General features: G+C 49.2%; 12 protein-coding genes. 11 read left to right on the top strand and 1 reads right to left on the bottom strand.

The annotated features are described in order from the left end of the window. The first annotated feature begins 146 nt into the window (after positions 1 to 146). The 4 genes from dusB (at position 147) to OGY68_RS11760 (ending at position 2,654) form a co-directional block, all read left to right on the top strand. On the top strand, positions 147 to 1,112 hold the full coding sequence (gene dusB, locus OGY68_RS11775) for a tRNA dihydrouridine synthase DusB (RefSeq protein ID WP_008785970.1): 966 nt from the start codon (positions 147 to 149) through the stop codon (positions 1,110 to 1,112). Between the two features lie 25 nt (positions 1,113 to 1,137). Further along, the gene (fis, locus tag OGY68_RS11770; protein ID WP_000462905.1) at positions 1,138 to 1,434 is read left to right on the top strand and encodes a DNA-binding transcriptional regulator Fis; all 297 of its coding nucleotides are present in this window, start codon (positions 1,138 to 1,140) and stop codon (positions 1,432 to 1,434) included. Between the two features lie 88 nt (positions 1,435 to 1,522). After that, positions 1,523 to 2,407: an adenine-specific DNA-methyltransferase gene (gene yhdJ, locus OGY68_RS11765; RefSeq protein WP_032945161.1), complete on the top strand. Its 885-nt coding sequence runs from the start codon at positions 1,523 to 1,525 to the stop codon at positions 2,405 to 2,407. 82 nt (positions 2,408 to 2,489) lie between these two features. Beyond that, a complete protein-coding gene (locus tag OGY68_RS11760) occupies positions 2,490 to 2,654 on the top strand; it encodes a DUF2556 family protein (protein ID WP_003025279.1) in 165 nt (54 codons plus the stop codon). A 55-nt stretch (positions 2,655 to 2,709) separates the two neighbouring features. Here the strand turns inward: OGY68_RS11760 and envR are convergent, their stop codons facing one another. Next, entirely contained in the window at positions 2,710 to 3,357 is a 648-nt protein-coding gene (envR, locus tag OGY68_RS11755; protein WP_057067966.1) for an acrEF/envCD operon transcriptional regulator, read from the bottom strand. A 413-nt stretch (positions 3,358 to 3,770) separates the two neighbouring features. On the opposite strand from envR, the gene OGY68_RS11750 reads away from it, so the two are divergent. The 7 genes from OGY68_RS11750 (at position 3,771) to OGY68_RS11720 (ending at position 13,164) form a co-directional block, all read left to right on the top strand. Further along, positions 3,771 to 4,931 (top strand): efflux RND transporter periplasmic adaptor subunit, encoded by a 1,161-nt coding sequence (locus OGY68_RS11750; RefSeq protein WP_008785974.1) that lies wholly within the window; start codon positions 3,771 to 3,773, stop codon positions 4,929 to 4,931. Between the two features lie 11 nt (positions 4,932 to 4,942). Then, entirely contained in the window at positions 4,943 to 8,056 is a 3,114-nt protein-coding gene (locus OGY68_RS11745; protein WP_286617071.1) for an efflux RND transporter permease subunit, read from the top strand. Between the two features lie 270 nt (positions 8,057 to 8,326). Further along, positions 8,327 to 8,548, top strand: a complete 222-nt coding sequence (locus tag OGY68_RS11740; RefSeq protein WP_003025292.1) for a lipoprotein — start codon at positions 8,327 to 8,329, stop codon at positions 8,546 to 8,548. Between the two features lie 460 nt (positions 8,549 to 9,008). Then, positions 9,009 to 10,034, top strand: a complete 1,026-nt coding sequence (locus OGY68_RS11735) for an amino acid ABC transporter substrate-binding protein (protein WP_008785976.1) — start codon at positions 9,009 to 9,011, stop codon at positions 10,032 to 10,034. Between the two features lie 69 nt (positions 10,035 to 10,103). Beyond that, positions 10,104 to 11,285: an amino acid ABC transporter permease gene (locus tag OGY68_RS11730; protein WP_008785977.1), complete on the top strand. Its 1,182-nt coding sequence runs from the start codon at positions 10,104 to 10,106 to the stop codon at positions 11,283 to 11,285. Between the two features lie 9 nt (positions 11,286 to 11,294). Further along, positions 11,295 to 12,398: an amino acid ABC transporter permease gene (locus OGY68_RS11725; RefSeq protein WP_020996364.1), complete on the top strand. Its 1,104-nt coding sequence runs from the start codon at positions 11,295 to 11,297 to the stop codon at positions 12,396 to 12,398. A 7-nt stretch (positions 12,399 to 12,405) separates the two neighbouring features. Continuing rightward, positions 12,406 to 13,164: an amino acid ABC transporter ATP-binding protein gene (locus OGY68_RS11720; protein WP_003025300.1), complete on the top strand. Its 759-nt coding sequence runs from the start codon at positions 12,406 to 12,408 to the stop codon at positions 13,162 to 13,164. Positions 13,165 to 13,364: the final 200 nt, after the last annotated feature.

The raw sequence follows: 13,364 nt of genomic DNA, 5'->3' as shown, positions 1-13,364 counted from the left end.
ATATGATTAAATATTTTCATGCGTTCACATTTACGGCAATTCATTGATCCACCTCAGTGGATTGGTCAAAGTTTGGCCTTTCATCTCGTGCGAAAAATGCGTAATATACGCCGCCTTGCAGTCACAGTATGGTCATTTCTTAACTCATGCGCATCGGACAATACCAGCTCAGAAATCGCCTGATCGCAGCACCTATGGCTGGCATCACTGACAGACCATTCAGGACGCTGTGCTATGAGATGGGAGCCGGATTGACAGTATCCGAGATGATGTCTTCTAACCCGCAGGTTTGGGAAAGTGACAAGTCTCGTTTACGGATGGTGCACGTTGATGAGCCAGGAATTCGCACGGTGCAAATTGCCGGTAGCGACCCTGTTGAGATGGCCGATGCCGCACGTATTAACGTGGAAAGCGGCGCCCAGATTATTGATATCAATATGGGGTGTCCGGCTAAAAAAGTGAATCGCAAGCTCGCAGGTTCAGCCCTCTTGCAGTACCCGGATTTAGTGAAATCGATACTAACCGAGGTCGTCAATGCAGTGGACGTTCCTGTCACACTCAAGATTCGCACCGGCTGGGCTCCGGAACACCGTAACTGCGTAGAGATTGCCCAACTGGCTGAAGACTGTGGCATTCAGGCTCTGACCATTCATGGACGCACCCGCGCCTGTTTGTTCAATGGAGATGCTGAGTACGACAGTATTCGGGCAGTTAAGCAGAAAGTTTCCATTCCGATTATCGCGAATGGCGACATTACTGACCCGCATAAAGCCAGAGCTGTACTCGACTATACGGGGGCGGATGCCCTGATGATAGGACGTGCAGCTCAGGGAAGACCCTGGATCTTTCGGGAAATCCAGCATTATCTGGACACTGGGGAGCTGCTGCCCCCGCTGCCTCTGGCAGAGGTGAAGCGCTTGCTTTGTGCGCACATTCGGGAACTGCACGACTTTTATGGTCAGGCAAAAGGGTACCGAATTGCGCGTAAACACGTATCCTGGTATCTCCAGGAACACGCTCCGGATGACCAGTTTCGGCGCACATTCAACGCCATTGAAGATTCCAGCGAACAGCTGGCGGCGTTGGAGGCATACTTCGAAAATTTTGCGTAAACAGAAATAAAGAGCTGACAGAACTATGTTCGAACAACGCGTAAATTCTGACGTACTGACCGTTTCTACCGTTAACTCTCAGGACCAGGTAACTCAAAAGCCCCTGCGTGACTCGGTTAAACAGGCACTGAAGAACTATTTTGCTCAATTGAATGGTCAGGATGTGAATGATCTCTATGAGCTGGTACTGGCTGAAGTAGAACAGCCCCTGTTGGACATGGTGATGCAATACACCCGCGGTAACCAGACCCGTGCTGCCCTGATGATGGGCATCAACCGTGGTACGCTGCGTAAAAAACTGAAAAAATACGGCATGAACTGATACTAATCAGTTAAATGTTTGTTTTAAAAGGCGCTACTCGGCATGGGGAAGCGCCTTTTTTATTGACGTCACACGGGAGGCTTTGGCGATGAACGCGAGATGTGAACCTGTCTATTTTGGCGATGAATCTAAAAAGATAATCCTGGGTGACGCACTAACTGAACTGAAAAAACTGCCGTCTGAAAGCGTTGAACTCATTTTTGCTGACCCTCCTTATAACATCGGGAAAGACTTTGACGGGATGGTTGAATCCTGGGACGAAGAGACCTTTCTGGCGTGGTTGTTTGAGTGCATCGACGAGTGCCATCGCATCCTCAAACCACACGGCACCATGTACATCATGAACAGTACGGAGAACATGCCGTACATTGACCTCAAATGCCGCCCGCTTTTTACCATCAAGAGTCGTATCGTGTGGTCATACGATAGCTCAGGGGTACAGGCCAAAAATTACTTTGGTTCGATGTATGAACCGATCCTGATGATGGTAAAAGATCAGAAAAACTACACATTTAATCGTGACGATATTCTGGTTGAAGCCAAAACTGGCGCTAAACGCGCGCTAATAGACTACAGAAAAAACCCGCCGCAGCCCTACAATCAGAAAAAAGTGCCGGGCAATGTCTGGGAGTTCCCACGCGTACGCTATCTGATGGACGAATACGAAAACCACCCCACCCAGAAACCCAAAGCCCTCCTGGAGCGTATAATTCTGGCGTCCTCGAACCCAGATGACAAGGTACTCGATCCGTTCGCCGGCAGCTTCACCACCGGAGCTACCGCCGTGGAATTGGGTCGCAAGTTTGTCGGGATTGAGATCAATACTGAATACGTAAAAATGGGGCTCAGAAGACTGAGTATCGGTTCTCATTTTTCAGAAATTGAGCTTGCCAAGGTGAAAAAACGTAAGACAAAAAACCTGTCTAAAAAGAGTCGATTGACGGCAAAGAGTGGCGATCTTTCAACAAAGTAAAGGCATTGTAAGTCTGCTTTTCAGCTTAAAAATTTCGTGTATATTCCCTGCACGCTTGGGCATGAATACACAGGGTTTAGGAATGATTCGCAAGTATTGGTGGCTGGTTGTTTTTGCGGTCTTCGTTTTTCTTTTTGATGCGCTGCTCATCCAATGGATAGAGCTGATGACAACAGAGCACGACAAGTGTCGGAATATGAACTCAGTGAATCCCCTTAAGCTGGTCAACTGCGTCGACCTCGAATAGCACCTCAGGTAATGCTTCGACAGCCGTCAGCCTCTGGCGGTAAAAACTATCCGACCTAGTTTTCACTCTGCATTAATTGCATAACGCTACCGTCTGGGCTTAACATTTTTAGTACATTATCAACTAATACTGGAGCTTGCCCATATAGATCATAACTCACTGGATTCATTAACCAGTTTTTTATAATTCCGCTAAAACTACCGTGCAGAATAATGATGATGACATCTAAATCAAGAGTGGTGGCAATCAGATTGTCATCTACACACTTTTGCAGGGAATCACGAATGCTTTGATGACTGATACCTATTTTATCGCGAATAGCCTGCTCAGATATCATATCGTTATGAAATTCGCACTTATGATATAAAATCTGCATTAATGCCTGCTGACGAGGGTTCTCTGCAATATATTGTAACCCCACCACAAACTTTTCTCGCAATCGCTGTAGAGGGTTATCACCCCAACGACCAATTAGCTTGTCCTGAATAAGATCGCGTAAAGGTGGTTGTTGTAACCATAGCTCATTAAACAGTTGAGTTTTATTTTCGAAATGCCAATAGAGCGCGCCACGCGTCACGCTAGCAGCATCCGCAATGTCGTTTAGCGTCGTATTGCTTACGCCACGTGCGGCAAACTGTACAATCGCCGTTTCTATCAGGTGCTGCCGCGTTTTGAGGGCATCAGCTTTCGTTTTTCTGGCCATGGTTCCGACTGTCTGAGGTAGAGTAGAGAATGATTAACTTTCTTATCTAATATTTGCGACACGGAACAAATGTATCACTTAGCATTTATTTAAACGAGTTCTAAAAAATATTATTACGGACTTTGCACACGAATAAACAAAACGAATACCAACAAACAATATATTCACAAACCAAATACTTATTTCAACTTGTGTTTATGCGAATCATAGTATTGCTATTAACACCACAATGAAACAGCTGTCGATTAATCTTTTTTTGCTTTTACGTGCCGTGTATCGTGCCTATAAATAAGTATTGCTTACATCGCAAGCTAATAATTTGTAGGATAGCCAACTATTATTTTTCTTGTGCGCGTTATCGCCCCCTGCGTTACCCGGTTAATAACGAGCGTTCGGTTTTTTAAGGAATAGAAATGACGAAAAATGCCAGGTTTTCACTCCTGCCCTCATTCATCATCGTCTCCGCAGCATTACTCGCCGGTTGTAACGATCAGGGAGAAACACAAGCTCATCCCGCAGAACCGCAGGTGACTGTCCATGTCGTCGAAAAGGCTCCTTTAGCCGTAACGACCGAATTACCCGGGCGCACAACGGCATTCCGAATTGCAGAAGTTCGTCCCCAGGTCAGCGGGATAGTGCTTAAACGGAATTTCACTGAGGGAAGCGATATTGAAGCCGGACAGTCACTTTATCAGATCGATCCCGCGACTTATCAGGCTGACTATGACAGCGCCAAAGGTGAACTGGCGAAGAGTGAAGCGGCGGCTGCAATCGCGCATTTAACGGTAAAACGCTATGTGCCGTTGGTTGGCACCAAGTACATCAGCCAGCAAGAGTACGATCAGGCAATTGCTGATGCTCGTCAGGCCGATGCCTCCGTGATCGCAGCAAAAGCAGCGGTCGAAAGCGCGCGTATCAATCTGGCCTACACCAAAGTGACATCGCCAATTAGCGGACGCATCGGTAAATCCAACGTCACCGAAGGTGCATTAGTCACGAATGGCCAGGCTACAGAGCTTGCTACCGTTCAACAGCTCGATCCCATTTACGTCGACGTGACACAGTCCAGTAACGACTTTATGCGCCTCAAACAGTCCGTTGAACAAGGGAGTCTGCATAAAGACAGCGCCAGCAGTACTGTCGAACTGGTGATGGAAAATGGTCAGTCATACCCGCTAAAAGGCTCTTTGCAGTTTTCTGATGTGACGGTTGATGAAAGCACCGGCTCAATCACCCTCAGAGCCGTGTTCCCTAACCCACAGCACACGCTGTTGCCGGGCATGTTTGTGCGCGCACGCATTGATGAAGGCGTCCAGCCGAATGCCATTCTCGTTCCGCAGCAGGGGGTAACGCGTACTCCTCGCGGTGATGCCACCGTAATGGTCGTTAACGACAAGAGTCAGGTTGAATCTCGCGCAGTCGTTGCCGCACAAGCTATTGGTGACAAGTGGCTCATCAGCGAAGGCCTGCAACCGGGTGACAAAGTTATCGTGAGTGGCTTACAGAAAGCACGTCCAGGCGTTCAGGTTAAAGCAACCGCCGATACCGAAACTCCTGCCACGAAAGCCCAATAAGGTAACCGGACATGGCTAACTTTTTTATCAGGCGTCCTATCTTTGCCTGGGTATTGGCTATCATTCTGATGATGGCGGGTGCTCTGGCAATCATGCAACTGCCCGTGGCACAGTACCCAACCATTGCGCCTCCTGCGGTCGCCATTTCTGCCACCTACCCTGGTGCAGATGCACAGACGGTTCAGGATACAGTCACACAGGTTATCGAACAGAATATGAATGGTATCGATAACCTGATGTATATGTCCTCCACCAGCGACTCGGCCGGGAGTGTGACTATTACACTGACTTTCCAGTCCGGTACCGATCCCGATATCGCGCAAGTGCAGGTGCAAAATAAACTGCAGCTCGCCACTCCGCTACTGCCGCAAGAAGTTCAGCAGCAAGGGATCAGCGTCGAGAAATCCAGCAGCAGCTTTTTGATGGTTGCGGGTTTTGTTTCTGACAACCCACAAACCACACAGGATGACATTTCCGATTACGTCGCCTCGAACGTTAAAGACTCAATCAGCCGTCTGAATGGCGTGGGTGACGTGCAGCTGTTTGGTGCACAGTACGCCATGCGCATCTGGCTGGATGCAAACTTATTGAACAAATATCAGCTCACGCCGGTTGATGTGATCAATCAGTTGAAGGTACAGAACGATCAGATTGCCGCGGGTCAGTTAGGGGGGACGCCTGCATTACCTAACCAGCAGCTTAACGCTTCTATCATTGCGCAAACGCGACTGAAAGACCCTGAAGAGTTCGGCAAAGTGACGTTACGCGTGAACAGCGATGGTTCGGTTGTTCACCTGAAAGACGTCGCACGTATCGAGTTAGGCGGGGAAAACTACAACGTCGTGGCGCGTATTAACGGTAAGCCTGCATCCGGCCTTGGGATCAAGCTGGCAACCGGGGCAAACGCGCTGGATACCGCGAACGCGATTAAAGCCAAGCTGGTTGAACTGCAACCTTTCTTCCCGCAGGGAATGAAGGTGGTCTACCCGTACGACACGACGCCGTTTGTGACCATCTCCATTCATGAAGTAGTAAAAACGTTGTTTGAAGCGATCGTACTGGTGTTCCTGGTCATGTATTTGTTCCTGCAAAACATCCGGGCAACGCTCATTCCTACCATCGCCGTACCTGTCGTATTGTTGGGCACATTTGCCGTGCTTGCTGCGTTTGGCTACTCAATAAACACCCTGACGATGTTCGGCATGGTGCTCGCCATCGGTCTATTGGTCGATGATGCGATAGTGGTGGTGGAAAACGTGGAACGCGTGATGATGGAGGATCATCTGCCGCCCAAAGAGGCGACGGAAAAATCCATGTCACAAATACAGGGAGCACTGGTTGGTATCGCCATGGTGCTGTCTGCGGTATTTATCCCGATGGCCTTCTTTGGCGGTTCAACCGGGGCTATCTATCGGCAGTTTTCCATCACCATCGTTTCCGCCATGGCGCTTTCAGTACTGGTCGCGCTGATCCTGACTCCCGCACTTTGTGCAACGTTGCTGAAGCCGGTATCAGCTGAACATCACGAGAAAAGAAGCGGTTTCTTTGGCTGGTTCAATGCCAAATTCGATCACAGCGTCAATCATTACACCAATAGCGTCAGCGGTATTGTGCGTAAAACTGGGCGTTACCTGGTCGTCTACCTGATAATCGCCATCGGGATGGCGGTGCTGTTTATGCGCCTGCCAACCTCCTTCCTGCCAGAGGAAGATCAGGGCGTCTTCCTGACGATGATTCAACTTCCAGCAGGCGCCACGCAAGAACGCACCCAGAAGGTGCTGGATCAGGTCACCCACTACTATCTGAACAATGAAAAAGCCAACGTTGAAAGCGTCTTTACGGTTAACGGCTTTAGCTTCAGCGGCCAGGGGCAAAACTCAGGGATGGCGTTCGTCAGCCTCAAGCCCTGGGAAGAACGTAGCGGTAACGAAAATAACGTTGAATCAATTATCGCCCGCGCTACCCGAGCGTTTAGTCAGATTCGTGATGGTCTGGTGTTCCCTTTCAACATGCCAGCCATCGTTGAACTGGGTACCGCGACGGGCTTCGACTTCGAGCTGATTGACCAGGGCGGGTTGGGGCATGCTGCGCTAACCCAGGCACGTAACCAACTGCTGGGCATGGTTGCCAAACACCCTGACCTGCTGGTTCGTGTGCGTCCAAACGGGCTCGAGGATACCGCACAGTTCAAGCTGGATGTCGATCAGGAGAAAGCGCAAGCGCTTGGTGTCTCACTGTCTGATATCAACGAAACCATCTCAGCTGCGCTGGGCGGCTATTACGTCAATGACTTCATTGACCGTGGCCGCGTGAAAAAAGTGTACGTACAAGCCGATGCCAAATTCCGTATGTTACCGGAGGACATCAATAATCTGTATGTCCGTAGCGCCAATGGCGAAATGGTTCCGTTCTCCACGTTCAGTTCCGCACACTGGATCTACGGCTCACCGCGCCTGGAGCGCTATAACGGTATGCCTTCTATGGAACTGCTGGGAGAAGCAGCGCCTGGCAGAAGTACCGGTGAAGCAATGGCGCTAATGGAAAGCCTGGCGGAAAAACTGCCAAACGGTATTGGTCATGACTGGACGGGGATGTCCTATCAGGAACGACTGTCGGGTAACCAGGCTCCTGCGCTGTATGCCATCTCGCTAATCGTTGTCTTCCTTTGCCTTGCCGCATTGTATGAAAGCTGGTCTATTCCTTTCTCGGTGATGCTGGTTGTACCGCTCGGTGTTGTGGGCGCATTGTTAGCAGCATCACTGCGTGGGATGAATAACGATGTATATTTCCAGGTTGGCTTACTAACCACAATCGGCCTCTCGGCTAAGAACGCCATCCTGATCGTCGAGTTTGCCAAAGACCTGATGGATAAAGAAGGCAAGGGGTTGATTGAAGCGACGCTGGAGGCATCGCGCATGCGTCTTCGTCCTATCCTGATGACATCCCTGGCCTTTATTCTGGGGGTTATGCCTCTGGTTATCAGTCACGGTGCAGGTAGTGGTGCGCAGAATGCGGTCGGTACCGGTGTTATGGGAGGAATGCTGACCGCAACATTGTTGGCTATCTTCTTCGTCCCCGTCTTCTTTGTTGTCGTAAGACGGCGTTTTAGTCGGCACAACGATTAATTTGTAAAATAAAGGCGTCTACGGACGCCTTTTTCACCTACGATGCTCCTCTTTATTTATTAGTAAGATAGCCATTTATTTCATTTAAACTATCCCTCTAAACTCGCCTGCAGCCTTTCTTTTTATCCATTATTTTTACAATCCACATGAATTGAGATTATTCCTCATGTCAGTCCTTTTTTAAGAAGTGGTAAAATAATCGCCGAGTTCGCAGATGGCTTAGCGTTTGTCTTTGCTTAATTAGCGAAACGCTTATTTTGAGGTAACACCATGAAAAGATTAATATCCGTTGCACTGCTTACCGCATTCCTGGCTGGCTGTGCACACGATTCTCCTTGCGTACCTGTATACGACGATCAGGGACGCCTGGTTCATACCAATACCTGTATGAAAGGCACCACCCAGGATAACTGGGAAACAGCCGGAGCCATCGCCGGTGGTGCTGCAGCCGTTGCCGGACTGACGCTTGGGATTGTCGCCCTGACCAAATAAATCATATTAAAAGCGCGGTTATTACCGCGCTTTTAGCAATAAGCATAAAATCTATATATAAGACAAAACGTTGCTTAATAGAACCTGACATGTAATAAAATTATTATAGATTTCACTCACACATCCGCGATTTGAAATTAGCATTTTTTCTGTTTTTCGTAACACCACATTTTCTTTTCATTATTCTCACGTCATTAATATTAACGCCAGAAATCGTTATCACGCGTCCTGTCTGATTTTTAAATTTTTTGCGCCGAAATGTGGCTTACGTTTCAATTTTGCACCACTTCAGGGCGCTGCATTTATTTTTTCCTGTCTACACTCTGCATATTGCGTCGAATAATCAGGCGCAAAAAACTGGCACTACCTTTGCTTAAAAGAGTATGGCCAAAGCCACAAACAGGTAAAAGACGTTTTCAGAACGTTTCCATAACAATAATTCCTCCACACAGGATGCTCTATGAAAAAGATGATAATCGCCAGCCTGGCTGCGGCCGGTGTGCTGCTTGCTGTTGCAAATCAGGCACATGCCGGCGCAACACTTGATGCCGTAAAGAAAAAAGGGTTTGTGCAATGTGGGATCAGCGACGGCTTGCCTGGCTTTTCTTACGCCGATGCAAGCGGCAAGTTCTCGGGTATTGATGTTGATGTATGTCGTGGCGTTGCCTCCGCCGTATTTGGCGATGATAGCAAAGTAAAATATACCCCGCTCACCGCCAAGGAACGCTTTACCGCATTACAGTCTGGTGAAGTCGACATGCTCTCTCGTAATACCACGTGGACCTCTTCTCGTGATGCCGGTATGGGCATGTCCTTCACTGGTGTAACGTATTACGACGGCATTGGCTTTCTTACCCACAATAAAGCAGGCCTGAAGAGCGCTAAAGAGCTGGATGGTGCAACGGTCTGTATTCAGGCGGGAACCGATACCGAACTAAACGTGGCCGACTACTTTAAAGCCAACAAGATGAAGTACACCCCTGTCACCTTTGACCGTTCGGATGAATCAGCCAAAGCTCTGGAATCTGGACGTTGCGATACGCTGGCTTCCGACCAGTCTCAGCTGTATGCCCTACGCATCAAGCTGAGCAATCCTGCGGAATGGATCGTCCTGCCAGAAGTTATTTCTAAAGAACCTCTGGGACCTGTCGTACGTCGTGGGGACGATGAGTGGTTCTCCATTGTTCGCTGGACGCTGTTCGCCATGCTAAATGCGGAAGAAATGGGTGTTAACTCGAAAAACGTCGATGAAAAAGCGGCTAATCCAGCAACACCGGATATGGCACACCTGTTGGGTAAAGAAGGGGATTATGGCAAGGATCTGAAGCTTGATAACAAATGGGCCTACAACATTATCAAGCAGGTTGGTAACTATTCGGAGATCTTTGAACGTAACGTTGGATCGGAAAGTCCGCTGAAGATCAAACGTGGACAGAACAACCTCTGGAATAACGGTGGTATTCAGTATGCGCCACCGGTGCGCTAATGCGTAGTGATGTAACGGGCGCCGCAACTGCGGCGCTCAGCCCAGAGTCATAGTTACTGAGGTTTTCTTATGTTCCATCGCCGCTCAACCGTAAAAGGATCGTTATCCTTTTCTAACCCTGCGGTCCGCGCCTGGTTATTTCAAATACTCGCCGTCATTGCGGTTATCAGCATTGCGGTCTATCTCATTCATAACACGATAAATAACCTGAACAATAGCGGTATTACCTCGGGGTTTTCTTTTCTCGATCGCAGCGCCGGATTTGGCATTGTCCAGCATCTGATCGATTACGAGCAAGGCGATACGTATGGTCGTGTCTTTGTGGTCGGCCTGCTCAATACTCTGTTAGTTTCAGCACTGTGCATTGTTTTCGCATCAATTCTCGGTTTCTTTCTCGGGTTGGCACGCCTGTCAGATAACTGGTTATTGCGAAAGCTCTCGACGATCTACATCGAAACGTTCCGCAATATACCGCCGCTGCTGCAGATCTTCTTCTGGTATTTCGCCGTATTACGTAATCTGCCCGGCCCACGCCAGGCCGTTAACGCGCTGGATTTGATGTTCCTGAGTAACCGGGGGCTCTATATTCCGGCCCCGCAAATGGGAGAAGGTTTTTTTGCCTTTTGTACCGCTGTCGTTATCGCTCTCGTCGTCACCATCGGATTATTTCGCTTCAACAGAATGCATCAGACCAAAACCGGTCAGCTACGTCGGACCTGGCCCACAGCTCTGGCGTTGATCGTACTTTTACCGGTGATTTCACAGTGGATGTTTGGCGCTGCGCTTCACTGGGATATTCCCGCGCTCCGTGGTTTTAACTTCCGTGGCGGTATGGTGCTTATTCCTGAACTGGCGGCACTGACTCTGGCGCTTTCGGTATATACCTCGGCATTTATTGCAGAAATTATTCGGGCGGGCATTCAGGCCGTTCCTTACGGCCAACATGAAGCCGCACGCTCGCTGGGTCTGCCAAATCCGGTGACGCTACGCCAGGTAATCATCCCACAGGCGCTACGCGTCATCATTCCCCCACTGACCAGCCAGTACCTGAATATCGTCAAGAACTCTTCTCTTGCAGCCGCAATTGGCTACCCGGACATGGTTTCACTGTTTGCCGGCACGGTACTCAATCAAACAGGGCAAGCCATTGAAACGATCGCCATCACCATGTCGGTATACCTGATCATCAGTCTAAGTATTTCTTTGCTGATGAATATTTATAACCGCCGTATCGCACTGATTGAGCGCTAAGGAGCCATGATGACAAAAGCACTGCTGTCTCACCCCTCGCGCCAGCACAGCAATCCGGCAAGCCGCAGTCTACTCTGGGTGCGTAAAAACCTGTTCTCCAGTTGGTCAAATAGCCTGCTCACCCTGCTATGCGTATGGCTGATTTGGTCATTTCTTCCACCACTGTTGAACTGGGTATTCTTTCAGGCCAACTGGGTCGGTTCTACCCGGGCAGACTGTACCAAAGCGGGAGCCTGCTGGGTGTTCATCCATGAACGCTTCGGGCAATTCATGTATGGGCTTTATCCACACGATCAGCGTTGGCGCGTAAATCTGGCCCTGATAATTGGTCTGGCTTCTATTGTTCCGATGTTCTGGAAAACCATTCCCCACCGTGGCCGTTATATCGCTATCTGGGCAGTCATATATCCAATTGTCGTCTGGTGGCTGATGTACGGTGGTTTTTTCGGACTTGAACGCGTAGAAACCCGGCAGTGGGGCGGATTAACACTGACGCTTATTATTGCATCCGTGGGGATTGCAGGCGCGCTTCCATGGGGCATTTTACTGGCGTTGGGACGTCGTTCCCATATGCCAGTCGTGCGGGTTTTATCCGTCATTTTCATTGAGTTCTGGCGCGGTGTACCGTTGATTACCGTTCTGTTTATGTCCTCGGTCATGCTTCCTCTGTTTATGTCCGAAGGAACCAGTATCGACAAGCTTATCCGGGCGCTGGTCGGCGTTATTCTTTTCCAGTCGGCCTATGTCGCAGAAGTGGTTCGCGGAGGGTTACAGGCCCTACCGAAAGGTCAGTATGAGGCCGCGGAATCACTGGCGCTAGGGTACTGGAAAACTCAGGGGCTGGTCATTCTTCCGCAAGCCCTCAAGCTGGTTATCCCGGGTCTGGTTAACACAATTATCGCCCTGTTCAAGGATACCAGCCTGGTCATCATCATCGGTCTGTTTGATCTCTTCAGTAGCGTACAGCAGGCAACTGTGGACCCTGCGTGGCTGGGTATGTCGACAGAAGGATATGTTTTCGCTGCACTGATTTACTGGATCTTCTGTTTCAGTATGTCGCGTTACAGCCAACATCTGGAAAAACGTTTTAACACCGGGCGTACACCGCACTGAGGAATTTATGAGCCAATTATTAATGCCGTCTACCGACGCGATGATTACGCTGGAAAACGTCAACAAATGGTACGGACAGTTTCATGTCCTGAAAAACATCAACCTGAAGGTAAAACAAGGAGAGCGCATCGTATTATGCGGGCCTTCCGGTTCGGGTAAATCGACAACTATCCGCTGTATTAACCATCTGGAAGAACATCAGCAAGGACGCATTGTAGTGGATGGGATTGAGCTCAATGAAGACATCCGCAATATTGAGCGCGTCCGACAAGAAGTTGGCATGGTCTTTCAGCACTTTAATCTCTTTCCTCATTTAACTGTCTTGCAAAACTGCACGCTGGCGCCTATCTGGGTGCAAAAGATGCCGAAAAAAGAGGCTGAAGTACTGGCAATGCACTACCTTGAGCGGGTCCGCATTGCCGAACATGCACATAAATATCCCGGGCAAATCTCTGGTGGACAACAACAGCGCGTGGCCATTGCACGCTCGCTGTGTATGAAACCCAAAATCATGTTATTTGATGAACCCACATCAGCGTTGGATCCTGAAATGGTAAAAGAAGTGCTGGATACCATGATAGGCCTGGCGCAATCGGGCATGACCATGCTATGTGTAACCCATGAAATGGGCTTTGCCCGCACAGTAGCTGACCGGGTGATCTTTATGGATCTTGGCGAGATTGTGGAACAGGCACCACCGGATGAGTTTTTTGCTCACCCCAAATCGGAACGCACTCGCGCGTTTTTATCGCAGGTTATTCATTAAATATATATGCCGGATAAAGTTCCGGTGGATTTGTCCTCCTCAGGAGAGCGCTCGCCGACAAACAACAGATAAAACAAAAGGCCCAGTCTTTCGACTGAGCCTTTTGTTTTTATTTGATGTCTGGCAGTTCCCTACTCTCGCATGGGGAGACCCCACACTACCATCGGCGCTACGGCGTTTCACTTCTGAGTTCGGCATGG

The sequence above is a fragment of the Citrobacter sp. Cpo065 genome (genome assembly GCF_030332805.1).
In the GTDB taxonomy this organism is placed as follows: Bacteria; Pseudomonadota; Gammaproteobacteria; order Enterobacterales; family Enterobacteriaceae; genus Citrobacter; species Citrobacter portucalensis.
This window is presented reverse-complemented; position numbering and strand designations above follow the sequence as displayed.